The sequence below is a fragment of the Spirosoma endbachense genome, assembly GCF_010233585.1.
In the GTDB taxonomy this organism is placed as follows: Bacteria; Bacteroidota; Bacteroidia; order Cytophagales; family Spirosomataceae; genus Spirosoma; species Spirosoma endbachense.
Genome location: NZ_CP045997.1, coordinates 5,771,914 through 5,797,391 on the forward strand (window position 1 = coordinate 5,771,914; position 25,478 = coordinate 5,797,391).

General features: G+C 47.7%; 24 protein-coding genes. 10 read left to right on the forward strand and 14 right to left on the reverse strand.

Annotated features, from left to right (window positions below; translation table 11 throughout):
- Nucleotides 1-14: 14 nt before the first annotated feature.
- The 6 genes from GJR95_RS23260 to GJR95_RS23285 all read right to left on the reverse strand — a co-directional run bounded on the left by GJR95_RS23260 (nucleotide 15) and on the right by GJR95_RS23285 (nucleotide 9,147).
- A complete protein-coding gene (locus GJR95_RS23260) occupies nucleotides 15-1,109 on the reverse strand; it encodes a phytase (RefSeq protein WP_162388139.1) in 1,095 nt (364 codons plus the stop codon).
- Between the two features lie 59 nt (nucleotides 1,110-1,168).
- Nucleotides 1,169-2,437: a right-handed parallel beta-helix repeat-containing protein gene (locus tag GJR95_RS23265; protein WP_162388140.1), complete on the reverse strand. Its 1,269-nt coding sequence runs from the start codon at nucleotides 2,435-2,437 to the stop codon at nucleotides 1,169-1,171.
- Nucleotides 2,438-2,533: 96 nt separating this feature from the next.
- The gene (locus GJR95_RS23270) at nucleotides 2,534-5,290 is read right to left on the reverse strand and encodes a TonB-dependent receptor (protein ID WP_162388141.1); all 2,757 of its coding nucleotides are present in this window, start codon (nucleotides 5,288-5,290) and stop codon (nucleotides 2,534-2,536) included.
- Between the two features lie 321 nt (nucleotides 5,291-5,611).
- Nucleotides 5,612-7,423, reverse strand: a complete 1,812-nt coding sequence (locus GJR95_RS23275) for a tetratricopeptide repeat protein (RefSeq protein WP_232540835.1) — start codon at nucleotides 7,421-7,423, stop codon at nucleotides 5,612-5,614.
- A 161-nt stretch (nucleotides 7,424-7,584) separates the two neighbouring features.
- The gene (locus GJR95_RS23280; protein WP_162388142.1) at nucleotides 7,585-8,310 is read right to left on the reverse strand and encodes a carboxypeptidase-like regulatory domain-containing protein; all 726 of its coding nucleotides are present in this window, start codon (nucleotides 8,308-8,310) and stop codon (nucleotides 7,585-7,587) included.
- 345 nt (nucleotides 8,311-8,655) lie between these two features.
- Nucleotides 8,656-9,147 (reverse strand): Lrp/AsnC family transcriptional regulator, encoded by a 492-nt coding sequence (locus tag GJR95_RS23285; protein WP_162388143.1) that lies wholly within the window; start codon nucleotides 9,145-9,147, stop codon nucleotides 8,656-8,658.
- A gap of 120 nt (nucleotides 9,148-9,267) precedes the next feature.
- On the opposite strand from GJR95_RS23285, the gene GJR95_RS23290 reads away from it, so the two are divergent.
- On the forward strand, nucleotides 9,268-10,689 hold the full coding sequence (locus GJR95_RS23290; protein WP_162388144.1) for an MFS transporter: 1,422 nt from the start codon (nucleotides 9,268-9,270) through the stop codon (nucleotides 10,687-10,689).
- Nucleotides 10,690-10,710: 21 nt separating this feature from the next.
- Here the strand turns inward: GJR95_RS23290 and GJR95_RS23295 are convergent, their stop codons facing one another.
- The 3 genes from GJR95_RS23295 to GJR95_RS23305 are packed head-to-tail and all read right to left on the reverse strand — an operon-like array spanning nucleotide 10,711 to nucleotide 12,734.
- Nucleotides 10,711-11,544 (reverse strand): phosphatidate cytidylyltransferase, encoded by an 834-nt coding sequence (locus GJR95_RS23295; protein WP_162388145.1) that lies wholly within the window; start codon nucleotides 11,542-11,544, stop codon nucleotides 10,711-10,713.
- Nucleotides 11,525-11,743, reverse strand: coding sequence for a putative signal transducing protein (locus GJR95_RS23300; RefSeq protein ID WP_162388146.1), 219 nt, complete (start codon nucleotides 11,741-11,743; stop codon nucleotides 11,525-11,527). The genes GJR95_RS23295 and GJR95_RS23300 overlap by 20 nt, the downstream gene beginning before the upstream one ends.
- A 40-nt stretch (nucleotides 11,744-11,783) precedes the next feature.
- Nucleotides 11,784-12,734 carry a CPBP family intramembrane glutamic endopeptidase gene (locus GJR95_RS23305; protein ID WP_394369961.1) on the reverse strand — a complete coding sequence of 317 codons (951 nt, stop codon included), beginning with the start codon at nucleotides 12,732-12,734 and terminating at the stop codon, nucleotides 11,784-11,786.
- Between the two features lie 312 nt (nucleotides 12,735-13,046).
- Here GJR95_RS23305 and GJR95_RS23310 point away from each other — a divergent pair, with 312 nt between their 5' ends.
- From GJR95_RS23310 to dusB, 3 genes are all read left to right on the forward strand, one after another.
- A complete protein-coding gene (locus GJR95_RS23310) occupies nucleotides 13,047-14,123 on the forward strand; it encodes a sensor histidine kinase (protein ID WP_162388147.1) in 1,077 nt (358 codons plus the stop codon).
- A 165-nt stretch (nucleotides 14,124-14,288) separates the two neighbouring features.
- Entirely contained in the window at nucleotides 14,289-15,524 is a 1,236-nt protein-coding gene (locus tag GJR95_RS23315) for a sensor histidine kinase (protein ID WP_232540836.1), read from the forward strand.
- A gap of 120 nt (nucleotides 15,525-15,644) precedes the next feature.
- Nucleotides 15,645-16,634 (forward strand): tRNA dihydrouridine synthase DusB, encoded by a 990-nt coding sequence (dusB, locus tag GJR95_RS23320; protein WP_162388148.1) that lies wholly within the window; start codon nucleotides 15,645-15,647, stop codon nucleotides 16,632-16,634.
- Nucleotides 16,635-16,729: 95 nt separating this feature from the next.
- Here the strand turns inward: dusB and GJR95_RS23325 are convergent, their stop codons facing one another.
- Together GJR95_RS23325 and GJR95_RS23330 are read right to left on the reverse strand one after the other, a co-directional pair.
- On the reverse strand, nucleotides 16,730-17,392 hold the full coding sequence (locus GJR95_RS23325) for a DsbA family oxidoreductase (RefSeq protein ID WP_162388149.1): 663 nt from the start codon (nucleotides 17,390-17,392) through the stop codon (nucleotides 16,730-16,732).
- Nucleotides 17,393-17,512: 120 nt separating this feature from the next.
- Complete coding sequence (locus GJR95_RS23330; protein ID WP_162388150.1) at nucleotides 17,513-18,568, reverse strand: methyltransferase; 1,056 nt, start codon at nucleotides 18,566-18,568, stop codon at nucleotides 17,513-17,515.
- A 225-nt stretch (nucleotides 18,569-18,793) separates the two neighbouring features.
- On the opposite strand from GJR95_RS23330, the gene GJR95_RS23335 reads away from it, so the two are divergent.
- From GJR95_RS23335 to frr, 4 genes are all read left to right on the forward strand, one after another.
- Entirely contained in the window at nucleotides 18,794-19,711 is a 918-nt protein-coding gene (locus GJR95_RS23335) for a DMT family transporter (protein WP_162388151.1), read from the forward strand.
- Between the two features lie 90 nt (nucleotides 19,712-19,801).
- Nucleotides 19,802-20,299 (forward strand): acetyl-CoA carboxylase biotin carboxyl carrier protein subunit, encoded by a 498-nt coding sequence (locus tag GJR95_RS23340; protein ID WP_162388152.1) that lies wholly within the window; start codon nucleotides 19,802-19,804, stop codon nucleotides 20,297-20,299.
- A gap of 121 nt (nucleotides 20,300-20,420) precedes the next feature.
- Nucleotides 20,421-21,161, forward strand: a complete 741-nt coding sequence (gene pyrH, locus GJR95_RS23345; protein ID WP_162388153.1) for a UMP kinase — start codon at nucleotides 20,421-20,423, stop codon at nucleotides 21,159-21,161.
- A gap of 74 nt (nucleotides 21,162-21,235) precedes the next feature.
- Nucleotides 21,236-21,796: a ribosome recycling factor gene (frr, locus tag GJR95_RS23350; protein WP_162388154.1), complete on the forward strand. Its 561-nt coding sequence runs from the start codon at nucleotides 21,236-21,238 to the stop codon at nucleotides 21,794-21,796.
- 153 nt (nucleotides 21,797-21,949) lie between these two features.
- Here frr and GJR95_RS23355 read toward each other — a convergent pair whose 3' ends face one another.
- Both GJR95_RS23355 and GJR95_RS23360 read right to left on the reverse strand, forming a co-directional pair.
- The gene (locus tag GJR95_RS23355) at nucleotides 21,950-22,555 is read right to left on the reverse strand and encodes a DinB family protein (protein ID WP_162388155.1); all 606 of its coding nucleotides are present in this window, start codon (nucleotides 22,553-22,555) and stop codon (nucleotides 21,950-21,952) included.
- Nucleotides 22,539-22,778, reverse strand: a complete 240-nt coding sequence (locus GJR95_RS23360; RefSeq protein WP_162388156.1) for a hypothetical protein — start codon at nucleotides 22,776-22,778, stop codon at nucleotides 22,539-22,541. The genes GJR95_RS23355 and GJR95_RS23360 overlap by 17 nt, the downstream gene beginning before the upstream one ends.
- Nucleotides 22,779-22,953: 175 nt before the next feature.
- Here GJR95_RS23360 and GJR95_RS23365 point away from each other — a divergent pair, with 175 nt between their 5' ends.
- Both GJR95_RS23365 and GJR95_RS23370 read left to right on the forward strand, forming a co-directional pair.
- A complete protein-coding gene (locus GJR95_RS23365; RefSeq protein WP_162388157.1) occupies nucleotides 22,954-23,409 on the forward strand; it encodes a VOC family protein in 456 nt (151 codons plus the stop codon).
- Nucleotides 23,410-23,599: 190 nt separating this feature from the next.
- Nucleotides 23,600-24,523: an AraC family transcriptional regulator gene (locus GJR95_RS23370; protein ID WP_162388158.1), complete on the forward strand. Its 924-nt coding sequence runs from the start codon at nucleotides 23,600-23,602 to the stop codon at nucleotides 24,521-24,523.
- 144 nt (nucleotides 24,524-24,667) lie between these two features.
- Here the strand turns inward: GJR95_RS23370 and GJR95_RS23375 are convergent, their stop codons facing one another.
- Entirely contained in the window at nucleotides 24,668-25,246 is a 579-nt protein-coding gene (locus tag GJR95_RS23375; RefSeq protein WP_162388159.1) for a Crp/Fnr family transcriptional regulator, read from the reverse strand.
- Nucleotides 25,247-25,478 lie beyond the last annotated feature (232 nt).

Below are 25,478 nucleotides of genomic sequence, written 5' to 3' on the forward strand. Positions count from 1 at the left end.
TGTAGACTCATTCTTTAGTCATTGCCAATAATGTCTTCGCAGCGGTAATAGTGGAATGTTTTATCGTCGGACATGACCACAAATAGCCCGTGCGGAAACTGTTTGCCAAGAGCGACATTCGTTACGTCAGAACCATCGCTGACCTGGGCAGCAACTTTCACAATCTTAACGAGTTTGTGATCATTTGGATTCGTTGATTCGCCTTCGCGTTTGAAGATATGAAACTGATTGGCGCCCTGGTCGGACACGAGAATGAAACCCGTTTTGGGGCCTGTTTTGTAGATAGATATACCTTCGTGATCTTCCGCAAAGCCTGTTTTGGCGAACAGCGCTAGTTCCTGATTTCCTTTTGCTGGGTCGGCATAGTATTTCCGAACGCCAACACCCTCATCAGAATAGTACACAAAGCCAAGTTCATTGTCCACCGCGATGGATTCAATTTCCTTTTTGCCGCTATAAGACCCAAATTTCCTGACCAGTGTAGCCCGAATCTGGCCAGTACCATCGTCTTCGAGCCGATATTGGCCAATGTATGATCCATCGGTTGGTCCCGTTTTACGTCCAACCATTGCATAGAGAATTCCTGCCGGAGTTTTGTAAAGCGCAATACCCATCAGGTCACGGAAACCGCTGCTGGTATCACCAACGAACATCTCAAGACCGCCTTTATCGACGGGCTTCATATCGGGTAGCGCGAAAATGCGAAGCTTGTGGGTGAAACGTTCGGTTGTAACGGCAATGTCAGTGGGTTTGCCACCCAGCATAAGTCCGTAGGCAACATCGACATTATCAGGCCGTTTGAGGTCATGAACTTCACGGACAATTTTGCCTTTTAAATCAAATACATACAGGCCACCATCCTGGTCCTTATCTGTGCCGATAACCAGACTTTTTGTTGGATCGGCCGGGTTGATCCAGATAGCCGGATCGTCTGTATCGTGTCGTACCGTATCGGTAATATAAACGGGTTGAATAACTGCCGACTGAGCTCCTTCCGGTGTTGTTGTCTGGGCCGAGGGTTGCTGGCAGGCTGATACTAGTAAGAATCCGGTCAGGATGAAATAAAGGGGGAAGGGCAGGCGTAGTATGGGATAAGCTGGCTTGTTCATCGGTAAGCGAATGAAAACAGGGTTTTGTCGTGTGGGCTTACACCCACACGACAGGTAAATTAGTTTGTACCGAAAGCACCGATGGTTGTTGAGGGAGCGGGCGATTTGTAAACAGTCCCGTTTGCAAACGAAATACCGTCAGCATAAAGCCGGGTAAAACTTGTTGTCCCTTTACCAATGGCCGGCGACCCTGCTTGCAGACGGAAATCCCACGCGGTGTTGAAAATTGCGTTTTTTGGATCGGTCGTGAGCGGATAATTCACAAACTTTGGATCATTGTCGCCAATGGTTTTGCTGAGAATGTCGTTGGTTCCGGCCAGGATTTCCGTTGATGGCTGGAAGCCTGTAACGCCATCCTGGGTAGCTCCATAATATAGATTGTTGCTTACTTTGGTGCGATTGTCTTCCGGATTTTTAGGATCGCGTTTCACGCCAAACCGATCATTGACCAGCAGGTTGTTGTAAAGCTCAGCACGAACCGCCACTTCTACCCAGATAGAACCTCCTTTGATGGTTGGACGACGCCAGCCAGCATTTAGAAGCGTGTTGTTATAAGCAACTATATAAGCCTGTGGGGTGCGGTCGCCGGTGTTCGAGAGTTTCAGCGCATTGGTGTTTGGGCTATACACCAGATTGAACGCTACGTCGGCCTGTACACCCGATTTCATGTTGATGGCGTCGCCACCCGATACGCCCTGCGTGTAAATTTTATTGTTGGCAACGATAACCTTACCCCCCTCGATGTAAAAACCGTCTTCATTCTGATTATTCAACCGACTGTTAACGATCACCAGCTTACCATTCACATTCGAGTAGTTAATGGCAGGTACGTGATTGCCAGCTTCGGCTTTGTATAAGCCAGCTTTTACGGAAGGCGAACTCTCCGTTGTTACCGCTCCACCATATTCCAGAATGGCGTTATCGATCAGCATTTCGGCGCAGGTTGGTGCGGCAATAATACCACCCCACAGGTTACCCCACTGGTTGGCCGTCGTTTTCCAGGCGTCGGGCACTGTGAATTTTACCGGATTCGCCGAAGTACCCATTACATACAGATTGCCCCGAACAATAACTTCGGGTTTTACCGTCGAATCGCTGAAAATTACGTTTACCCCTTCTTCAATAACCAGCGATTGACTGGCAGGAATCTGCAAGTGGCCGGTGATTTTGTAGGTGTTTCCTTTCGTCCATGTGCCTGACACATCGCCCGATACCGCTTCTTTGACAACGGGTGTTGGGTTTACGTTTGGATTGCTGTTGTCGTCGCTCTTTGAGCAACCTACCAGCACAGCAGCCGACAGGGCGGCTAGAATAATTAATTGTTTCATCGTAATTTATTGGTTATGAATTGTGTAGCACCAACTCTCCAGAGGTGGCTTCGAAAACAGGTAGCACTCGGCCGATTCTGGAGAATCGACAATGGATTATAATTTGTACCGGATACCCAGAAAATAAGAGCGTTGAAAGAAGTCGCGACGTATCAGTGTTTTGCCCGAAATATCCTGATCGGGTACGTCTGAGTTTTTGCTGCTGGCGTTTTTTATGAAAATTTCAGTTGGTGTATTCAGCAGGTTATTTGCCTTGGCAAACAGCAGGAAACCATTGCCTAACCGCTTTTCGGCCGATGCGTCCATCTGAATAAAACCCTTCTGATACAGGTCGTTATCGACAAATTGCGAGACGGTATTGATTCGGCCACCGGTATAGCTGGCCGCCAGCTGGCCATCCCAGCCATGTTCGGAATCTTTGTAGAGCAGCGACAGGTTCGCTACGTGCGCTGACTGTCCGTATAAGGAACGCGTCTGATTAACCGTGATGGTTTGTAAATCGCCCTGAGCATTGCGAATACGTTTCGACTTGGGCGTGGTAATGCTGGAGTTGGTGTAGGTGTAATTGGCTTTTACGCCCCAGTGCTGAAAGTACTTGATGGCATCGAGCTCAAGTCCGAAATTGGTCGCGTTACCGAAGTTGCCCGGTCCGTAGTATAAATCCTGCCCACGAATCGCATCTTTCTGAAGCGTATATTCAATCGGGTCCTGAATGTGTTTGTAGAATAATCCAACCATGAACTGTTCGAGCGGTCGCGGGAAAAATTCATACCGCAGATCGACATTATCGGCCAGGGCCCGTTTTAAATTCGGATTGCCACGTTCCTGATATTCTTCGTTCACAATGCGATACGGTACAATCTCGAAAAAGCCAGGGCGATTCAATGACCGGAAATACGACAGCCGCCAGTTGGTGCGCTCCGTTGGGTGATAGCGGAAATGCAGACTGGGCAGCACATCCGTATAAATCTGACTTCCGGTTGGATTCTCTTCACCAATCGGGAACTTCATGGCGTATCCCTGGTCTGTATGCTCGACCCGAACGCCCCCTATTACTTCAAGTGGCTGATCGGTGGTCCGGAATTGCAGATAGCCCGATGAGGTTTTTTCCGTTGCGTCGTAATTGAGCGCCGATGCAACTGAACCCAGCGGATTTTGTATCGTCCAGACAATCTGGCTATAGTCTGTAAAATCGACCCCATACTGCGCAAATGGATTGGCAGGGCGAAGGGTGTAATTGTTGTAAAAATTTGTGCGCTGCTTGTCGCGGTATAAACCGCCAGCCATCCAGTCAACGGCTATGCCAGCGAGTGTTGTTTTAAGCGTCAAGTTCAGATAACCAGCCAGATCCGTATCGGAATTGTGTTCCCACCGGCGTTGACCATCCTGAACCGTTGTCCGCTGTTCGACGAAATTTTTGCGAATACCCAGCAGTGGCACATAGGTTTGATCGGGAACCGTATTATTGGCCAGCGAATACACCGCCGACCAGTTTACGGCCAGATTCGAGGTTAGTTGATGTGTGCCCTGAAGGGTGCTGTTATAAATCTTTTGTTTCGTCAGCCGGGAGCGGGTTTCATAACCTAATGTCGCATTCCCCAGCACCGGATCGAAACCACCAATCCCCAGTTCTGTTGATTTTGTTTCGCGAATCTGCTGATTGGTTAGACTGATCAGGGCATTAAACCACTGGATTTTATTATTCTCGTTGATCCGGTAGTCCATTTTGGCATGAAGCCCGTAGCGAGTTTGACGTTCCGAATACTGCCGATCACTTAGTTTCGTTAGCGTAATGCCACGTAGTGTATCGACCACATCGCCATTGAAAAACAGGCTATTGCTGCCCCGAAATGTATTCTGCAAACTTCCGGCGAGCATTACCCCAAATCGCTGATTGAAGAAGCGGTTACCGATGGCAAAGCTGCCGAGCAGGTTAGGGGGCGGGTTATGGCTGGTATAAGTGGTAGACGCTTTATTGAAATCGGAAAATTTAGCGCTGTACTGGTTACCAAATTGCTCATAAGGCGATTTGACATTGATGTTTTTCGTATCGAAGCTGGTGAATGGGCGATCGAAAAATAGTTCGCTATAGCCGGTTGAGAGATTGGCCAGCAAGGTCGGGCGGTCGGGCGCATCTTTCATGACCATGTTGATTGCGCCACCTACGGCATCACCTTCCATGTTGGGTGTGAGCGCTTTATATACCTCCAGACGATCCAGTAATTCAGATGGGAAAATATCGAGCGGCACATAGCGATACCGGTTATCGGGGCTTGGGATCTTGACACCGTTGACAAGAGTGTAGTTGTAGCGCTTGTCCATCCCGCGCAGGATGGCATACTGACCGTCACCGTTGCTATTTCGCTCAATAGAAATTCCGGATACGCGCTGAATGACGTTCGCTACCGTCAAATCGGGAGAGAGTTCAATCGTTCGGCCGGACACGATGTTTGTCACCTGCAGGGCATTCCGTTCGAGGTCGCGGGCTGTTCGGTCACTGGAACCGTCGCGTTTCCCTTTCACGGTGACTTCGGCAATCTGGCGGTCGTTTTCGGTCTCTAATGGCAGATCCAGAGTGATAATCTGGTCTGCACCAGTGATACTAATGTCAAGTGTTTTAGTCCGATACGAAACGTAGCTGACCCGAATTTTATAGGTTCCGGCGGGAACATTCTTAATCGAGTAAGAGCCGTCTAATCCCGATATGCCATACAGTTTTGTATTTTCCAGAAGTAGTGTTGCACCAATAACGGGCTGCCCGGTGACCGCGTCCGTGGCTCGTCCTTTGATGACACCCGCCGAGACCGGCAGGCAACCAAAGACAAAAAGTATGTTCAGTAGTAGTAGCTTCATGCAGTGTAGAGCCTAGTGTCAGATTGACGGCCCGATCAACTCCCGACTCAAAAGGAGGTTGTTTCGATTGGCCGGACAAAGGTGTATGAAGTCGGAGGAATAGGACAAATTTTAGCCGTGAACAAAAAGGCAACAAGGCAATCCGGAGCGTAAACAGGTAGGCAACAACGTTAACAGGATAGGGTTAATGTGTTGTATATCAATGCTGTTTGGCGTAGCAAAACAGCCATTATGTTATTGTTATGAAACTGTTTCCTGAATGTGAAGGATTGGGGAAAAGGAAATGCAGGATTGTGAAACGGGTCAGTTTCTGCCGTGGGGTCAGTTTCTCAAAACTGACCCCACGGCAGAAACTGACTCAACGGCTGAAACAGGCGTAACAGGAGAAAACGTAACCGCAGAAACTGATGCCGCGAGTGGTATTTGGGGATTCAAAGGAGTTCCTGAAGAGCCGCGGGAAAATCGTTGAATGAACGCAGAGAGCGATTCGCCTTCCAGTAAACCAAGCTTTTTGCGTAGTCGGTAACGGGCCACACGCAGACTATCGGTCGATATACCAAGTAACGTAGCTACATCGGCTGAACTGATATTCATTTTTAACAGCGCAATCAGGCGCATGTCCGTTGATGTCAAGTCAGGGAATTGCTGCGTTAGATCCCGGAAGAAATGAGGGTGCACCTGCTCGAAAATAGCCCTGAAATCAGCCCAGTATTTATCCTGACTGAAGTTCAGCGTTATTTTCTGAACCAGTTGCTTGAGCAGTTTTTTCTGATCCCGTTTATCATCTTTCAGCACTTTAGTGAGGTCATCTTTTAATTCTTCCAGCACCTGATTTTTCTGGATGATCTGTAAAGTATGGGTCGTTAACTCTTTACTTTTTAGCTCCAGCTGGCTTTTCAGGTTTTCTTCTTCCAGTTGTTTATTCTTCAGGGCAACCTGCATAAGCTCGTTTTGTGTCCTGAAAATCTCCTGATTTTGCTGATTCAGGGCTTGTTCATTGCGAATCTTCAGCCGTTGCCGACTGATTATTACGGCAGCCAGAACGCCAATAAGCAACAGGACAATGACCGTTGCGGTAATCGCAACAAAATCGACCCGCTTCTGAGCGTTTAACTGGCTGATTTCACTGTCTTTCCGTTCAACATCGTAGAGCGTTTGGAGCAGGGCAATCTGGCGGTTGTTTTCAACGGCATAAATCTCATCGACCAGATCGCGGCTTCGTTCCAGATAGGTATAGGCGCTATCTGGCTGGTTCATTAACCGGAAGGTTTTGGCAATGTCCCGATAGGCACTACTCAATTGGTAGCGTTCCTTTTTTTGCTGAGCCAGCTGCATGGCCTCACGCGATCGTTCAAGGCCACGCTGGAAGCGCCCGGTCTTCCGGAAAATATCGCCGAGGTTATTAATAATCTCGATCTGACCAATCTCATCATGAGTCTGTTGACTGAGCGACAGCGCATTCTGGTAATAATATTGGGCGGAGTCATACTGCTCTCTATCCTCGAAAATGCTCCCCAGATTTTCGTAAATAGTAGAGAGACCAGCCCGATCGTTTGTTCGTCCAGCGTTAGAAAGAGCTAATTTTTGGTATCGATATGCCTGATTTAGATCCAGTCGTTTTTCGTAAAAATGACCAATGTTTGCATAGGTGCGGGCCAATCCCTGCGCATTCTGACTCTGGCTATAATACGTTAGCGCTTCGGTGAACTGCTTTAGCGCCAGGTCACTTTGTTCATTATAATAGTAGACCGTTCCAAGTTCATTCCGGTTACGGGCCAGCCGATTGCCATCGCTTACGCTACGAAAGATTTTTTGCGCCTGAAGCAGGTAGTCAATCGCCTGGGCATAGCTTCCCTGATGATAAAAAAGCAGGCCGATCTGTTGCAGACAATCACCTTCGGTACGTCTGTCATTCTGAGCCACTGCCTGATTCAACAAAACCCTGATAAATCGGTAGGCCGAATCGGGATATTGGCGGGATAGCTGTTCGGCAACAGTCAGGCTTTGTGCGGTGACGGATAGCTGCCAACCCGCAAAAACAACCATCAGGAATAGGTGCCTGAGGTAACTACACCGATAATAAACGGGCGTATCCGCTGAGGCACAGGTGTATGAGAGGTGAGAGGACGACATCCGATATGGATTAATCTAACCCATAAAGGTAAGACGATCGAAGCCTGACTGGTGTGAAGTTTTTATTAACACTTACCTTGAGGCCAATACGGATACCAAATCGTATAAAAAAAACGCCCGACCTGTAGCAGGCCGAGCGTTTAATTCAGGTTATACACTATTTAATTCTGTTGCAAAAGATCTTTTCGGGACACGTTTTCGCGGGGAGCTTTATTCAACTCACTGCGCCATTCCTTATTCTTTAGGTCTCCTCGTTTAACGGATCGAATGAAGTTAGCCCAGGCAAAGGGGTTCGTGAACGAGAAGGTCGGTGTCTGACTTCGGCCAATGACCGATTCTCGCCCAAAGAACTGTTGATTGACAAAGTTCTGGTGATTGGCCAATGCACCCATTGGCATGGTAGCCGCCTGCCGCATAATTGCTTCGGGACTGGTATTTTTTGCCAGATTTTCCCGTTCTTTTTCGTCGGGTAGCTTCAGATTAACGAATGCCTCTTTAAACAATTCTTCGGTAGCGTAGGGGTATACTTTCACCTCCGCCAGAGTTTTAACATCTTCCTGAAGGGCAACAACCGCCGAATAGGTTAGATCGGTAAGTCGCGTAGGAATGATATGATATTGTACTTTAAAGCCAACATAGCTAAAAATAATACTATCGCCAGGAAATACGGGCAAGGCAAAATAACCGTTCGGAGCGGACAACACGCCACGACCGGCTTTCGGAATGTAGATATAAGCTCCGGGGAGCGGCTCATTGTTTTTGCCGCCAGTCAGGAAACCGGTAAACGTTACCTGCCGATCCTGCCCCTGCGCGAATGTTGTTGTGAATAGGCCCGACATCAGGAGCAGGCTTAATCCTAGAAGTATATGTTTTAGCGATTGCCTCATGCTTTAAAGAAACGCTGGATTATGGTTGGTTAACGAAGAGTTTCTTCCCAAACCAGTTGCTGGTCGCCAACATCCAGAGTCGTTTTAACGTAAACTATACAAAATAACGAATGATTTATTAATTGCCGGTATTCAGGCAAATAATTTAAGAAAAGTTAAGCCTTAAACTACTTGTTTGTTCTGGTTTCAGCCAGAGAAAATAAACCATTCTGCTGTTTTTGGCCGAATTTATGTAAAGGTAAGGGTATTGCTTTAGAGATAGTCTCCTTACGCTCTATTTTAACTGGTAGCGTTGCAAACGTCTGCTACCGCTTGTCTGCTTGAGTAATTCCGGAGTTCATTACGCTAGATCAGCTCGTGGGTTTGCTTGACAATATCCATAACAAAACTACTTTTCGTTTGCCCGATGCCTTTAATCTCGTTGAGGTGATTGACCATAAAATAATGATATCTCTCCATGCTGCTGGCAACAATCTTGAGCATGAAATCAAACTCGCCCGATATATTATAACATTCAATGACCTGATCGAATTGTTGAATGGCCGCAATGAAGGCACTTGCCGTTTGCCGGTCGTGGTCTTTTAGCGTGATATGACAGAGGACCATAATGCCTTTATTGACTTGCCGGTGATCGAGCAGGGCTGCATATTGTTTGATGACGCCATGCTTCTCCAGTCGTTTGATCCGTTCGTGGGTGGGCGTAGGGCTCAGGTGAATTTGAGTCGCAATGTCCCGAACCGTGAGCTTGGCATTTGCCTGAAGCAACCGTAAGATCTCGATATCCTTTTGATCGAGTGGGAGAGGAGGAGTTGTGTGTTGTTCTGTTGAATCATCCATTTGCTCATGGAGTTAATTAGTTGTTCTAGGAAGTGCCAATATATAGTTTATTTGTTCTAAAATAGCCATATTATTTTCTGTATATATTCTACTATTATAATTTTGTGCAGGACAAATAGTATGAACATGACCATTTCCCGCAATACAATTATTCTATTGATTGCCTGTACCGGCGTCTTTGTCGAAGCGCTGGACATCGCAATTCTCAATCTGTCTATTCCGCTCATACAGAAGCAGTTTAGTGTGAATACGGGCACAGTTCAATGGCTACAGACCCTTTATGTCCTCTTATATGGGAGTTTCCTGATCATTGGTGGTAAACTCTCTGACGTATCAGGCCGAAAGCGGGTATTTTTAGTGGGTATTGCGCTATTTTTCCTGGCATCGATAGGGGCCGGGTTTTCGGCCTCTTTTGGTCAGTTAGCCGGATTTCGAGCCTTGCAGGGACTCGCAGCCGCACTGGTCATGCCCTCGGCACTTTCCCTGATTACCAATACATTCACCGAGCTTACAGCGCGAAGTAAGGCAATCGCTTTATTCAGTTCGTTTGCTGCCATTGGTTCCGGCAGTGGTTTGTCGCTAGGGGGGATCATTGCTACTTACGCAGGCTGGCAGTGGGTCTTCTTTATCAACGTACCGGTGCTTTTGCTCATTGGCGGGTTGGCGATTCACTATATTCCGGCCGATCCGGTTCATCGAACCCGCCGGACACCTGATCTGCTGTCGGGGGCACTGCTGGCTTTTACGCTGTTGCTGATCACGTATGGAGTTCACACAATCGGCCAGCCGGCATCGCCATTATGGCATCAATTTGTGTTGATCGGGTTGATCGTATTAAGTATCAGGTGGTTACGATTTCGGACCGTTCAGCAAACGGACCCGCTCATTGATGTATCCTTACTACAGGCACCCAATACCCTGACCGGCCTTGGGGTAACGTTTTTGCTGGGGGCTTTTTTTACGGGCTTCTTATTCGTGCAATCCATTACGCTACAGCAATACATGGGGTATAGTGCGGCTCGAGCGGGCATTTTGTTATTTCCCTTTAGCCTTCTCTCGGCAGTGGTGGGCAAATTGCTGATTCCTGCTTTGCTCCGCCGGATGGCGGTATTCCAGATGGGTATATTGGGTATGAGCATGATGACGGTTGGCGCGGTTGCTTTGATCGGATCGTTGCAGCTAGGCTACCCACTATGGCTCCTTTTGATTTCCGTTGCCTGTATCTCGGGCTTCGGTATGGCCATATGCTTCACCAGCCTGACATTGCTGGTCATTGCTGATATAGCGGTTGAGCATCAGGGGCTAGCCTCAAGCGTTGGGACAACGGCCTACTTTCTGGGCGGTGGCCTGGGGTTGTCGATATTAAGCCTGTTGATGCCTTCCGAAACAGACGTGGCTAATGGCTTGATCTGGCCAGCGGTGGGATTACTGGTCTATGCGGTTGTAGGCGTAACTTGGTTAGGAATGCATGCGTATGTTAAACGCAGACAGTCATCCAAGCAGGATAAACACCTGCTCGAAACAATCGATGATGTTTTATAGCTTGCCAATCGTGGCTATAAATCAGGCAAATAATTTAAGGAACGTGATAATAAATGGAGCCGCCAGCAAAAGCCCATCGAAGCGGTCGAGAAAGCCGCCATGTCCCGGAATGCTACTTCCTGAATCTTTGATGGCAATGCTCCGCTTAAATAAGGATTCGACGAGGTCGCCGTACGTACCTGTTACAACGATAATACCGCCGACACAATACCATTGCCAGGGCCGTAGCTCATCGGCATATATCGCCAGACCGAGGGCAATCAAGGCTGCGGCAGCTGCACCACCAAGGGCTCCTTCCCATGATTTTTTGGGCGATACCCGTTCGAACAGTTTTCGACGGCCAAAATGAGTTCCGGCAAAGTAGGCTCCAATGTCGCTCGCCCACAGCAGTAACAGACATCCGGTAATAATCATGGGGTGAAAACTACCCCCACGCAAAGCCAGGATAATGAGCAGGGCAAAAGGCATGGCTACGTAAATGATGCCCAGAAACGTGAAACCGATGTTCGTAAACGGCTTCATATCCCGCTTTTTATACAGCTTGATCAGGAAGATCATGGACGAGGCCGGGCAGATCAGAAAGTAGTTGCCGGTGCCAATCTGGTCGGTTTCAATGAAATAGGCCAATATACAGACCATACACCCAACCAGCGTTCCATAGGCCGTTAACGGTTCAAAACCGTCGAGCCCTAACAAGCGGTAAAACTCACGCTGTGTGAGCGCACTGATAACGCAGAAGAGTAGCGCGAACGTCCAGTCGGCATACCAAATCATGAAAATAATAAAAGGAACCCCTAATACAGCGGCAATAACCCGCTGTTGTAGGTTCGACATTTTAGCTAAACGTTGCTTCATTCTCCAGAATTACTTTGGCCAGAACCGCGTCCTTTGCCAATACGTGGACTTCACTTTTTCCCCCTCCGATTGACGGATAACTACTGCTTTGTTTGTTGACCACAACCGCCGGAATATCGTGTTCACTCAACAACGCTTTTGCCAGTTCAGCCCGGTGGGGCAGGGGTGTAGTATAAATAGACTCCCAGTTTTCTGTCATTGTTTAGATTATTAGGTAGCTGGCATGGGGAAATGCATAATTACCCCGTTGCCTTATCACCATTTGCCTGCCTGAAGTAAAATAATAAGCCAACGGTAACAACACCCGAAATCAAAGCGCCCAGCAGCGGCACTGATTCGTTACTTTCAATATCCATCGATACCAGTTTTCGCTGGTACAGGAATACCATCAGTACCGTAAACCCATTATTGACAAAGTGAGCCAGAATCGGTACCCACAAATTCCCTGACCACACGTAGAGGTAACCAAATAAAGCTCCCAACAGCATACGGGGGAAAAAGCCCAGGAACTGCACGTGAATGGCACTGAACAGGGCAGCCGCCACCCAGACACCAAGGTGAACATTGCCGCTCCAGTGGGTTAAATTCCGTTGTAGAATACCCCGAAACAGGGTCTCTTCACCAATAGCCGGAATAATGGCAATCACCAGAAAGGCCACCAGCAATTGCGGTATTGTTTTAAACGTGGTGAGGTACTTTGTAACTCCCTCAAGTTCCTTTTCTTTATCGCGAACCCACTGTTCCAGCGGAGACAGTGTTTGAGGAAGATGTATCCCCTGATTCCATTCAATAATGAGGCTGTCGAAAGGCATGAATGCAACCACAATCAGCGCGATCAAACTCAGCCCGGCAACTGCCGAAATGGGTCGGGGGTTAAACTGATCCCAGGTTCGACGCTCAATAGAATACCAGTATAAAAGCGACGGTAATAGAAAGGTGCCGAGGTGGTTAATGGCCTGCAACACCATCAGTTCGTACCATCCGTTGGGGGCGGCAACCGGATTAGCCGCCAGCTCGGTCAGGTAGGCCTGGGCTTCTGAAGGACCCATTCCTTTGGTGAGCATCAACAGACCGAACAACAACAGCGTACTGATAACCCCACCCATCAGCACAAAACCGACCAGCATAATCAGCCCACCGAGTGTTGGTGGCCGCGATAAAGTGCGGTTCGACATATAGATTGGTTGCATATTTCCGGTAAATTTATTCAATAGCAACCTATCTTCTGCTAGAAAGGCACTGACGAATTGGATAATAAAACATGGCAGATAAGCTAGCCTGTCAGGCGTATAAGCCGCAAGTTACGACAAAAAACAAACCCTGATGGTACAACCCGTCTCGTGTTGATAATTCGTTTTAAAAAACGTTGGGCCAGATCGGTTTCCCCGGTTGAATGGTGCCAGCCATTCTGCGCGGGGCAATTGAAGGTGAAAAGCCTGTTCCGGGATAGGGAAGAGACACATGATTTAGTAAATTGCCGGTTGATTCAGAGATCTAACTACATGGGTTTTCTTCCTCTGATTAAACCTTACCTTATTCAGCCCTTTAGCCGCCACACTCCCGAACGCCGGTATTACCTGTTGGGTATGCCCGTTTTCCTGCTCCTTGGAAATTATTACCTGATTGGGCTTCCCTATTTTCGGAATTTGTCGGCGTTTTTTATTGGTACCGTATCGTCGGCCGGGTTTTACTGGCTCTTGGTTGGCGCACTGAGACTCGTGGTGCGTACGGTAATAGGCCGGTTTCCTCATGTACGCCAGGCGGCCTCCCGAACACTGACCATGTTGCTGCTGGCTGCGGGTATAACAACTGGCCTGGCGGTTATCTACGTCTGGTTCTATAGCCTGATACCTGTACTGAACGTCTCGTTTTCCTGGGATACGGTACTGCCGATCTGGATCGTAAGTTACATTGTCGACGTTTTTCTGTGCACAGGAATCAGCGTCTATTTTACCTATTCTCAGTGGGAGACGAATCAGATCGAAAACGATCGGTTGAAGCGGATGGCGCTGCAACACCAGTTTGACGCGTTGAAGGGAGATTTAAACCCACATTTTCTATTTAATAGCCTGAATTCGCTGTCTGCACTGATTGGCGAAGATACCACGAAAGCCGAGCGGTTTGTAGATGATCTGGCCCGAGTTTATCGGTATCTGCTACAGGCGGGCAAGCATGAACTGACATCCTTACAGACCGAACTGGATTATACCAGGGTATACGCCAATCTGTTAAAAACACGCTATGGTGATAGTCTGAACATTACGTTTCACGTAGCTGACGAGTATCGGCTGCGTAGTCTGCCGCCGTTAACCATTCAGACGCTGATCGATAACGCCATAAAACATAATGTCATGTCGGTTTCGAATCCACTGACGATACGCATCAATACGCTTCCCGACGGACGTTTGGAGGTTAAAAACGTTCTTCAGCAGAAAATAAACAAAATTGAAACGACCCGCGCCGGTTTAGCCAACCTGACGGTGCGATACGATCTGCTGAGCGACGACAAATTAGTAATTCAACAGGAGAACGAGTGGTTTATCGTTACCGTGCCATTGATAGATCTTGGGCATATATAAAGCATTGTTGCAACTGGCAGAGAAGAAACGTTTTTCAATTAGACAGACCGTTTTGGCAGGCTGGCATGCCGATATAACAGCTAAAGCAGAATTTGATCGGATATCCATCGAAACAATTCGTACTTGCGGCCAGTTGACGTTCATTGGCGCAGAGGGAATCGTATTATGTTAGCATCGTTTAGGAAAAACCTTCGTTTTTGGCTGGCAACTGGACCGCTGGCAACCTACGGATTTGATCGTTTTATACCGTTGTCGGTTTCTGAATCAGAAACCATGTTGCCCAAACGACCAGCGCTGCAATGGCATGTTTTGCTGATGCCTTTGTTTTTTATTCCACTCCTGACGTATTGGATTATTGGCCCGGCCTACATCACGGATACCAGAACGTTTCTGCTCGGAACGTTGCTGAACTTTAGCTTATCGGGCTGCTGTATTTTAACGCTAAATTTTCTGACCCAGCGAGTGATTCGCCGATACCCCGACCTGAATCAGATTTGGCTTCGGGTATGGCGGATGCTACTTGTATTCGGAATCGTAACGCCTGCATACATTCTCGGTGGTATCTTTATCTATGATCACTTTCATCTGTTTGGGTATCAGCATAATCCCAATCTGACTGTGAAGATTCTGTTTTACAACGCTTTAGTGAATATCGTATCTGTCGGTATTGACGAAACGGTTTATTCCCTGACTAAATGGCGGGAAAGTGCTCTGGAACAGGAAAAACTGAAAGAAGTTACCTTGCAAAGCCAGTACGAAAGCCTGAAGCATCAGGTTAATCCGCATTTTTTATTCAATAGTCTGAATTCACTGTCGTCGTTAATTGCCGATGAGCCCGAGCAGGCGGATGAGTTTCTGTATGAAATGGCGAATGTGTATCGGTATCTGTTACAAACCAATAAAACAGGTAGTCTGGATGGCGCCAGTGAACTGACCACACTCGAAACGGAACTGAAATTCATCGAGTCGTATTATCACTTGCTCAAAACCCGCTACCGGGCTGGAATTGACCTGAAAATGGCTGTTTCACCTGAATTTCTGACGCATAGATTGCCACCATTAACCTTACAAATGCTGGTTGAAAATGCGGTGAAACATAATATTGTTGCCGCCAGCAAGCCCTTGTTGCTGGAAATTACGACGATACCAACCGCCGACGATTTGGGCAGCAATAAGCCAGTCCGTCAGGCGGGTCGATCAACGAAAACCGCGAGTGGAGGTTGGCTCATTGTGCGGAATAATCTCCAACGGAAGAACAATCGTATGGCCTCGAATCAGATCGGCTTAACCAATATTGCCGCTAAATATCGGCTCCTGGGTCATGCAGAACCCATTATTCAGGACGATGATGGCTATTTTACGATTACCTTATCATTGTTTCCCCCAACTAGTTCATCGTAAGAGTAGGTGGTTTATAAAAAGCCAACTTGACTCAGCTGCTGAAGAACTGTCAATTGAAAAGGAACCAAACGGGGCTGTAAATCGTAATTTGTACATCATAAATCATAACTTATTGCCTGCGTGATACACATTGGCAACATACAATTACCTGACTTCCCGCTGCTGCTGGCTCCCATGGAGGATGTCAGTGATCCGCCGTTTCGGGCGGTCTGTAAAGCCAACGGTGCCGATCTGATGTATACCGAATTTATCTCGTCGGAGGGATTGATTCGTGATGCCGCCAAAAGCGTGCAGAAGCTCGATATCTTTGAGTACGAACGACCGATTGGTATTCAACTGTTTGGTTCCGACATTGAGACGATGGGGGCCTGTGCCGAAATTGCAACCCGTGCCAACCCCGATCTGATTGATATCAACTACGGTTGCCCCGTAAAAAATGTAGCCTGTCGGGGCGCTGGTGCTGCCCTGTTGCAGGATATTCCGAAAATGGTGCGCATGACCGAAGCGGTCGTTAAAGCCACTCATCTTCCGGTGACCGTTAAAACCCGGCTTGGCTGGGACGATAATACTAAAAATGTTGGCGAAGTTGCCGAACGCTTGCAGGACATTGGTATCAAAGCGCTGACCATTCATGGCCGGACACGGGTTCAGATGTACAAAGGCAATGCCGACTGGACGCTCATTGGTCGTATCAAAGACAACCCGCGCATTCAGATTCCGATTTTCGGAAATGGTGATATCGATTCACCGGAGAAGGCGCTGGAGTATAAAAATCGGTATGGCGTAGATGGTGTCATGATCGGACGTGCCAGCATTGGCCATCCATGGATTTTTGACGAAATCAAGCATTTTGCCCGAACTGGCGAGCACCGACCTGCTCCGACAGTGGCCGATCGGGTGGCCGTTTGTCGCCAGCATTTAGATTTCTCGATTCGCTGGAAAGGTGAAATCGTAGGGCTCTTTGAGATGCGCCGTCATTATGCGAATTATTTCAAAGGGTTGCCCGATTTTAAACCCTACCGGTCCCGACTGGTAACCACCGATTCATACGCAGAACTTGGGGCAATTCTGGATGAGATTCAGGAAAATTACATTCCTGAGCTTGTGTGAGCTAGCTTCCTGTAAAATACTATTACAGACAAAGGCCACTTCGATTGAGCGTCATTCAATCGAAGTGGCCTTCATATTTCAGGTTAGCAAATAGGTTAGCGTTTTACGCTGGATGCCTCCTGTTCAGTTTCTGCCCACGCCGTGTTGAGTGCACCCAGAAAGGTTTCGGGTTGTTGGGCTCCAGAAACAGCATATCGACGATTAAGCACAAAAAACGGCACACCGCGGGCGCCAACTTGCTGAGCTTCATAAATATCGTGTTGAACCGCTTCTGCATACTGGTCGCTTTGAAGCAACTGCTCCACAGCAGCAGTATCCAGACCAATATCAGTGCCCAGTTCGAGCAACGTGTCATGATCGGCGGTGTTACGACCTTCGGTGAAATAGGCGCGAAATAATCGCTCTTCGGCGGCATCGCCCAGACCATTCGCTTTGGCCAATTGAATCAGGCGGTGAGCATCAAACGAATTGGCCACAACCGCTTTATCGAAGTCGTAGGATAAGCCTACTTCGCTGGCCATTGCCGTTACACGGTCATTCATCTGCCTGGCCTGCTCGAGACTCCAGCCTTTTGCCTCCGATAAATATTCGTTTATAGTCTTGTCGGGATCAGTTTTCATGGCAGGATTAAGCTGGAAACTCTTCCAGACAATGTTTACCTGATCTTTATGAGGAAATTCACTCAGTGCACGCTCGAATTTTCGTTTGCCGATATAACAAAACGGGCACATAACATCACTCCAGATTTCTACTTCCATCTTTTTGATTCATTTAAGCGATTAAGTCGCTAGCCGTAGCTGTAGAAAATAGAACTACGATGGATTAACTTCTTTTTGCGATCTCAGGTTCGTTTTGCGGTCACTATTGCCGTCTGCTGATCAATCGGGTTTATGTGCCCGGATCAACCCATAATCCATCTGGGTCGCAATGTTCTCGGCGGTTGGTTCCAGACCTGCTTCTGTAAACCAGCGCCGGTATTCGGCCCGGCTGTAGGCCCGACCTTTGGTATTCCAGAACAGCTGGGCTGAGTAGTCCGTAACGGGAAGCGGTCCATCCAGCGTATCGTTCAGGAAAGCGTCGTGAACCCATAGCTCACCACCGGGTCGAAGGGAGGATGCAAAACGGTTGGCCAGCAGTTGGCAGGTTGACGTTGGCCAATCATGGAAAAGGCTGGCTGCCAGCAACAGGTCGGTCTTTGGAAGCTCATCCGTAAGCATATCACCGGGTAAGAACGTTACCCGCTCCCGGAGCGTTTCCACGCCTGACCGGCCACTTGCCGTTAATTCGTCCAGCAGCTCACTGGCTACCGACAAAACAGCTGGCCGGTCGAGTATCGTGGCTGTTGAGGACGGGTTATTCATCAGCCATTCATAGGTATAAAAGCCTGTTCCACCGGCTACGTCCAGCAGATGTCCTTCGCGTCTGGAGAGCTTGGCGGCAACAATAGGCGACAGCCGTCTGGCGCGTCCGGCCAGGCCGAGAGTGAGTGTACGGGCCAATTCCTGATTGTCCATTGGTGAGGGACCCTCTCCTTCCTTGACGAAGGAAATACCCTGAGGAGCATCCAGCGGCCCGTCGTTTTTGAGCCGGTCAACCATTTCGATGACACCCGGATCGTCTTTTTCCAGACCCACATAACCAGTCAGGTTTGGAGTTTGATCCTGTAGCAGGTAGCGGCCAAGTTCGGTAATGCTTAACTCCCCCGACGCATGACAACGGAGCATATCCATGGCACACAATGCCGGGAACAGTACCATAGCTGGTCGTTCACGAAGCTGGAGTCGCTCACTTAACTGGGCTATTGAAAGCGGCCCATTGCTTAACTGGTCAAAAACGTGCAAATGGCTAACGGCGGCAATGAGTAATCGGGAGCCAAACATGGCCCGTAGGTGACGGGTAATTGGAGCCAGGTCTGGCTGGGAATCGTTGAGCATTGGTATACTGGATTATCTGACCATTCCACGGCCAGAGCGAATGCCAAATATAAAGGCTGGCCGAATAGATGGCTATAACTAGAGTGCTTATTCGTTGCCTGATAACCGAACTTACTACTAAATCAGGCCGTTCCCTTTAGTAAGAAAGATGAATACGTAAAACGCTCCTTACCAGCTATGATCCTGGCTGAAGAGCAACCTGTGCAAGTCGAAAACTAACTCTTTATGACGCCAACGTCTACTCAGGAATCAATTAGTACGGCAAAAAAACACCCACTACTCGCCTGGATTCTCCTTTTTGTGCTGGCATTGGTATGGGGTAGCTCCTTTATTCTGATCAAGCGCAGTCTGGTAGCTTTTCCGCCGGAGCAGGTAGCTGCTGGTCGTATTCTCTTTGCATTTTTATTCTTTAGTCCATTTCTGGGAATCCAGGCCCGAAATGTCGATACGCGACAATCGGTCCGAAATCGATGGGGCGCTTTATTGGCGGCTGGATTATTGGGCTATCTGATTCCCGCTTTTTTGTTTGCCGAAGCCGGGGCACACCTCAACAGTTCACTCGCTGGTGCGTTGAACGCGCTTAGCCCGTTGTTTACACTCCTGATTGGCGTATTGTTTTTTGGTCGTGTGCTTCGTCTCTGGCAGGTTGCCGGGATTCTGCTGGGCCTGGGTGGATCGATTCTATTGATATTTTACAGTGCCACAGGATCATTTTCGGTAAATGGATATGCCCTGTTAATTGTGCTGGCAACGCTTTGTTATGGCACAAATATCAATATCATTGGTCGATACCTGAGCCACATGCCTGCGTTGGTGTCGACCGCCTGGTTATTTGCCTTCGTTGGACCAATGGCTCTGTTAACCCTGCTGACGACTGATTTCTTTACACGGGTAACGTTACCAGCCTCAACGCTATCGCTGGCAACGCTAATCTGCCTGGGCGTGCTTGGGTCCGGCGTGATGTCGGTAATTTTTAATCGGATTATGCAGTTAGTTTCACCGTTGTTCGCGTCGTCGGTGACGTATCTAATGCCGGGCGTGGCGCTGATGTGGGGTGTTCTCGATGGCGAAACCATCTATGCGGTGCAGTTTGCGGGCATGGGTATTTGTCTACTGGGAATTTGGTTGATTAATAAGTCTTGAGGAAAAGTTTATGGTTTGTGGGATACTGTTTATAGATTAGCCGCTCCGGAAACAGAAATAGGCCCCAATCCAACTACTTTACTTTATTCCATGTACCAAACTACACTTAACAACCAAAACGTAACCATTGATTTCACGGCGGCTGGTCCCAAACTCAATGGCGAACCGTTTGTCTGGGATTTAGTAAAGCTTTCGGATCGGACTTTTCATATTTTACACCAGAATCGGTCCTATGCGGCCGAAATTCTGGACCTGAACCCGACTGACAAAACCGTTCGATTAAAGATCAATGGTCACATCTATCCGGTTCAATTAAAGGATCGGTTCGACCTTTTGCTCGAAAAAATGGGTATGGCCAGTGCCGCAGCCACCAAAGTTAACGATCTGAAAGCACCCATGCCCGGGCTAATTGTTGGGGTAAATGTTCAACCGGGCGATACCGTCAACAAAGGCGATAGCTTACTGATTCTGGAGGCTATGAAAATGGAAAACATCCTGAAAGCCACTGGCGAAGGAGTCATTAAAACCATACGGACCAACAAAGGAGACCGGGTTGAAAAGGGGCAGGTCTTAATCGAATTTACATAAAGCAGAAAACAATCCGAGCGTGTCCAATGGGGTGCACAAAGTAAAACCACGCGCAAAACTCCAGGCTTCATGCTCCATGCCCCACGCTTTTTTCTTATCTTTGCCCGCAAAATTTTCCCTCATGACACCTTCGACGAACTATAAACGCATTCTGCTCAAACTGAGTGGAGAGGCATTGGCTGGCCCTAATGGTTACAATATTGACCCGGTTGTGCTGGAAAGATACAGCCGTGAAATTAGGCAGGTAGTAGATTTAGGCGTTCAGGTAGCCATCGTGGTCGGCGGAGGCAACATTTTCCGGGGCGTTTCGGGTGAACGGTCAGGCATCGATCGCGTTCAGGGCGACTACATGGGTATGCTGGCAACGGTTATCAATGCAATGGCCATTCAGAGTTCGCTCGAAAAACATGGTATGTACACCCGTGTGATGTCAGCCATTAAAATGGAGCAGGTCTGTGAACCGTATGTACGTCGGCGGGCTGTGCGTCACCTCGAAAAAGGACGTGTTGTCATCTTCGGCGCCGGAACCGGCAATCCTTACTTCACGACGGATTCAACGGCAGCTTTACGGGCTATTGAAATCGAAGCCGACGTTGTCCTGAAAGGCACTAAAGTTGATGGCGTCTACACGGCTGATCCGATGAAAGACAAAACCGCCACCCGGTATACGAGCATCACCTTCGATGACGTTTACGAAAAGAAACTGAGTGTGATGGACCTGACGGCCTTTACGCTGTGTCAGGAAAACAATCTGCCGATTATTGTCTTTAATATGAATGAGACTGGTAGCTTGCTTCGGCTTGTTCAGGGTGAAGATGTCGGTACGCTCATTACGGCTAAATTACCAGAAGAAACAGTCTAAAATAGTTTACAGTTTACAGTTAATATGGCCTCAACGCCAGTGACTGTAAACTTAAAAAGCTGAAAACTCAGAAAATGGAAGAGATCGAGCTATACCTCGACGATGCAAAAGATACGATGGAAAAGGCGCTTAAGCACCTGGCCATCGAATTGACCAAAATCCGTGCTGGAAAAGCAAATGCCGGTATGCTCGACGGCATTCAGATCGAATATTACGGAATGCTGTCACCGTTGCATACGGTAGCGTCGATCAATACGCCCGATGCCCGCACGATCGTTATCAAACCTTTTGAGAAAAAGCTCATCGGGGAAGTTGAGAAAGCGATCCGAAATTCAAACCTTGGTTTGAATCCCAACAACGATGGTGAGCAAATTCGACTGAGCATTCCACCGTTGACCGAAGACCGGCGTCGCGATCTGGTCAAAAAGGTAAAGCAGGAAGTTGAAACGGCTAAAATCAATGTCCGTAACATCCGCAAAGACACGAACGACGATATCCGCAAACTCGTTAAAGACGGTGTATCGGAAGATGCCGTGAAACAGGGCGAAGAACGTGTTCAAAAGTTGACCGACGCCTTTATTGCGCGGGTCGATGAGGTGTTTGTGGCGAAAGAAAAAGATATTTTGTTAGTATAGATCTGATAGATTTATCGACAGCAAAAGAGCCGGTCATCTCAGTGGATGATCGGCTTTTGTTTGGAACGATGTGCGGAATTAATATTTGAATCGGATTCGTTTAGAAGTTCAGTTAACGTGTACCTGTCAACCATAAAGTGCTTATGAATCAACCTATTGACTGATTGGGTTAGCCGTTTCCAGCGACGACAGGGCACTCAATACCTTCTGAGCCTGTAGCACATGCCGCTGTTCGTGGGCAATCAGAAACCGGAACGTATCACCCAGACTCAGCTTAATCCAGCTGGCAATAGAAATCGGGATGCGTAGTTTGCCAATGTCAATATGTTGCGCCCGTTCGAGCAGGCTTTGCAACTGCGCCTGTTGCCGGGAAAATTCGGTCAGTACATCCCGTGGATTCAATTGCGCATCGGGTGTGTGATTTTTGACCGCTTTCATTTTTAACCGAATGGCCCCATCTGCTCCAGGGCGCATCGATTCAGCAAAATAATTGCCCAGCCAGCCACTACTGAAAACATCCTTTGCCGTAAGGTTATGCTGCTCGCCGGTCTGGATGGCTTTTTCTATCAAAGGAATATAATAAAGGCCGTAACTATTCAAATGCTCAAGGCATTGTGCGACACTCCATTGTGCAGGCGTAGGGGCCTGCAAAAACCGGGCATCGGATAAATGACGAAACTCCTGCCCAGCAATCTGGCGGAGCTCACGTACATCTTCTTCCAGTCTAAGGAGCAACGTTTTACTAGTGAAGCGCGGCATAGTCGGTTGATTTATAGCACAAACGTAAATGATCCATGAACAAAAAATCTTGGCGTAGACCGAGATTTTTTAATTGGTTGGCTTTTTCAGGAAACCAGATAGCATAATAGGGTTTATCTCCAGATTTCTTGTCGTTATTGAATGGTGAATGAGTCAGTAATGCAGTCAATGTGGTGGTGTCGGTTCTCAAACCTGACTTCACGCCACCAATCGATTCGTCCATTCACAGGTTGCTGGTAGCTGAGTTTTCTACCGGCCAAATGAAGATAAAACCCATCGTTGATATTCATAATTTTTGCTTTGCTTCTGGCTAACACCAGCCTCCGGGTATCCGCCACCTTTGTCTTAACAAAACGGCAGATACCAATCAGCCCAATTCAATCATAAACGCAAAAATTATGGAAACGCTCCACATTCCCGCCCTCAATACCACTAGTCCGTTTGCCTCCATGAAGGGTAACCACGTCGCTTTACGAGTACCGGATTTTGAAGCCAGCAAACGCTGGTTCATTGAAAAACTTGACTTTCGGGTCATTCATGAGTGGCCATTCGGTGATTTGAGCCTTGCCTATGTTGCTCCGGCGAATGATGATAATTTCTGGGTTGAACTGTTGGGGGGCGACACTCCCGGCCAGCAGCCCGATTATTCTGATCTGAATGAAAGCCTGCATCGGGCTGGATATCACCACTTCTGTATCAACGTCGCCAGTGTAGATGAGACCATCGCTGAACTGCGCCGACGGGGCGTAACGCTTGTTGGTGAACCATTCGATTTGGCCGTCATTGGCCGCCGATTGGCTTTTTTTTCTGACCCCTGGGGTAATCTGATCGAATTGGCGCAGATTCTGGCCTAAAAAGTATCGCCTGGGCTTTTGGCTTCGCAGTCAGGATTAATGAAAACCAGCTATACACAGAGGTATAGTTGGTTTTTTAGTCTCTTTTCAATCCGATTTGCCCATTCAACGTTCGTCTATCTGTTATCTTTATCCATGGTAATTGATAAATAGTCAGGTAGTATTTCGAGCTGCCTGTAATCTCGGCCCCATGCAGCAGCTAACACTAGATGCCAAAACGATTGACATGCTTCGCAATATTCCGGATCTAATCCCGGTTTTCCGGGAATATTACGAAGATTGGTCTGTTCGGATATTTAACCGCGAGCAGTATGAATGCCGCAACTATCTTTCGCCAAATCGTCGGGATTTTTATAAGGTTTTGCTGATTACGGAAGGTGCAGGCGTTTTTACAATGGGGCAGAACACCTATTACATCGACGAGCCGACCATTTTGTATATTCACCCCAATGATATTATTTCCTGGAAAAACCTCTCCGAAAAAGTAGGTGGCTATTACTGTTTATTTAAGAAAGGATATATTCAGGATCATCCACAACTAAAAGCGACCATCGATAAATATGCGCTTTATACCAACAAGGAAAAAAGTGTTATTCGACTAACAGTGCAGGATGCTACGGCTCTGAATCAGTTTTTTGTTTTGATGCACCAGCAGGAACTATCAGGTAATTCGCTTTGGGAAGATGCCATTCAGGCTTATCTGCAACTGTTAATGATCGAGAGCATTCGGGTCGCCCAGTTTCCTAAGCCCGATACTGTTTCGGACGAATTCAGGCATATCCACGCGTTTTTTCATCTTTTGGAAGAGGAGACTGCTCATATCAATTATACGAATCCTATCCGACTAAAAACGGCTAAAGAATTTGCCAGTAATCTGGCTGTTCATCCGAACCATCTGAATGCCCTGCTTAAAAAACACACGGGTCAGAACGTGAGCACTCATATCCGTAGTCGCTTGCTGGAAGAAGCCAAAGTATTGTTGTTACAAACAGACTGGACCTTGCAGGATATCGGCTTTAGCATTGGCTTTGCTGAGCAATCCAATTTCAACCTGTTCTTCAAAAAAAACACCGGAATTACCCCGGCTGAATTCAGGCGTAGTGCTCATCGCTGATTATCAGGGAGAAACATGCTTTTTCGTACTAGTACTCGGCCAATTTAAACCTATACGGTTTTTGAAATCGTATAGGTTTGTAATCAATTACTTTCATGATTATTCTGTATAAAATAGAAATTGGAAGAGTACTTGTAGGGATTCTCATAACCGAACCAATTTCAATAACTTACTGAACGTAGTAGGGTCTAACCCCAGGTAAGACGCCAGGTATTTTTGCGGAACAAGCTGCAATATGTGCGGACTCCGGGTCAGCAAAATCCGGAATTTTTCTTCTGCCGTGAACGTCGCCAATTCAATCTGGCGCTCCAGAAGCCCGGCTAAAACCTGGGCCGAAGCCAGTCGTACCCAGCGCTCAATACGAGGGTATTCGTCAAGAAGCTGGGTGAAGTCTGGATAAGAAATACGGAGTAACTGGCTGTTAGTCAGTGTTTCGAGATAATATCGTGAAGGCTGCTGGAGTTGAAATGAATCGACGACACCCGAGAAAGAACCTGTATAGGAAAAGACCAGCGTCGTTTCTTTCGTATCCTCGCTCAGATAAAATGCCCGTTGCACACCATCCTGAACAAAATAGAGATAATGCTCAATGTCTCCGGCGCGGGTCAGTACGGTTTTACGCTTATAGCTAACCGGATGCCAGCAATTGGCGAAGGCATCCCACTCGTCATCGTTTAGAGGGTATGTTCGGAAAACTGTTTTTTTTAGGGCGTCTTTTTCCAACGTTTCGGGAGGTTAGGAAATTGAATTAGGCCTTTCGCCTGGAGCCGTGCCACGGTTATCACAAGTAGTATCAGTAACCGTGGCACGGCTCCAGGCGAAAGGCCTATGAATATAAGAAAGGCCTGAAAAGTATCGGGTAATAAGCCCATTTTTTATTGTTACACGATGTATATACGCATACGGGTCGTGTGCAGACTGGCAAAATAGTGCGGTCTTTCCGCCGTTTTGGTAC

What these genes read in the sequence shown, in the direction of transcription:
- pyrH (WP_162388153.1), top strand. Translation starts at nt 20,421, where the DNA reads ATGACACCTTCGACGAACTATAAACGCATTCTGCTCAAACTGAGTGGA.
- GJR95_RS23355 (WP_162388155.1), bottom strand. Translation starts at nt 22,555, where the DNA reads ATGCCGCGCTTCACTAGTAAAACGTTGCTCCTTAGACTGGAAGAAGAT.
- GJR95_RS23335 (WP_162388151.1), top strand. Translation starts at nt 18,794, where the DNA reads ATGACGCCAACGTCTACTCAGGAATCAATTAGTACGGCAAAAAAACAC.
- GJR95_RS23270 (WP_162388141.1), bottom strand. Translation starts at nt 5,290, where the DNA reads ATGAAGCTACTACTACTGAACATACTTTTTGTCTTTGGTTGCCTGCCG.
- GJR95_RS23360 (WP_162388156.1), bottom strand. Translation starts at nt 22,778, where the DNA reads ATGGACGAATCGATTGGTGGCGTGAAGTCAGGTTTGAGAACCGACACC.
- GJR95_RS23365 (WP_162388157.1), top strand. Translation starts at nt 22,954, where the DNA reads ATGGAAACGCTCCACATTCCCGCCCTCAATACCACTAGTCCGTTTGCC.
- GJR95_RS23280 (WP_162388142.1), bottom strand. Translation starts at nt 8,310, where the DNA reads ATGAGGCAATCGCTAAAACATATACTTCTAGGATTAAGCCTGCTCCTG.
- GJR95_RS23285 (WP_162388143.1), bottom strand. Translation starts at nt 9,147, where the DNA reads ATGGATGATTCAACAGAACAACACACAACTCCTCCTCTCCCACTCGAT.
- GJR95_RS23340 (WP_162388152.1), top strand. Translation starts at nt 19,802, where the DNA reads ATGTACCAAACTACACTTAACAACCAAAACGTAACCATTGATTTCACG.
- GJR95_RS23310 (WP_162388147.1), top strand. Translation starts at nt 13,047, where the DNA reads ATGGGTTTTCTTCCTCTGATTAAACCTTACCTTATTCAGCCCTTTAGC.
- GJR95_RS23330 (WP_162388150.1), bottom strand. Translation starts at nt 18,568, where the DNA reads ATGCTCAACGATTCCCAGCCAGACCTGGCTCCAATTACCCGTCACCTA.
- frr (WP_162388154.1), top strand. Translation starts at nt 21,236, where the DNA reads ATGGAAGAGATCGAGCTATACCTCGACGATGCAAAAGATACGATGGAA.
- GJR95_RS23300 (WP_162388146.1), bottom strand. Translation starts at nt 11,743, where the DNA reads ATGACAGAAAACTGGGAGTCTATTTATACTACACCCCTGCCCCACCGG.
- GJR95_RS23305 (WP_394369961.1), bottom strand. Translation starts at nt 12,734, where the DNA reads ATGCAACCAATCTATATGTCGAACCGCACTTTATCGCGGCCACCAACA.
- GJR95_RS23275 (WP_232540835.1), bottom strand. Translation starts at nt 7,423, where the DNA reads ATGTCGTCCTCTCACCTCTCATACACCTGTGCCTCAGCGGATACGCCC.
- GJR95_RS23290 (WP_162388144.1), top strand. Translation starts at nt 9,268, where the DNA reads ATGAACATGACCATTTCCCGCAATACAATTATTCTATTGATTGCCTGT.
- GJR95_RS23260 (WP_162388139.1), bottom strand. Translation starts at nt 1,109, where the DNA reads ATGAACAAGCCAGCTTATCCCATACTACGCCTGCCCTTCCCCCTTTAT.
- GJR95_RS23315 (WP_232540836.1), top strand. Translation starts at nt 14,289, where the DNA reads ATGTTAGCATCGTTTAGGAAAAACCTTCGTTTTTGGCTGGCAACTGGA.
- GJR95_RS23370 (WP_162388158.1), top strand. Translation starts at nt 23,600, where the DNA reads ATGCAGCAGCTAACACTAGATGCCAAAACGATTGACATGCTTCGCAAT.
- GJR95_RS23325 (WP_162388149.1), bottom strand. Translation starts at nt 17,392, where the DNA reads ATGGAAGTAGAAATCTGGAGTGATGTTATGTGCCCGTTTTGTTATATC.
- GJR95_RS23265 (WP_162388140.1), bottom strand. Translation starts at nt 2,437, where the DNA reads ATGAAACAATTAATTATTCTAGCCGCCCTGTCGGCTGCTGTGCTGGTA.
- GJR95_RS23295 (WP_162388145.1), bottom strand. Translation starts at nt 11,544, where the DNA reads ATGAAGCAACGTTTAGCTAAAATGTCGAACCTACAACAGCGGGTTATT.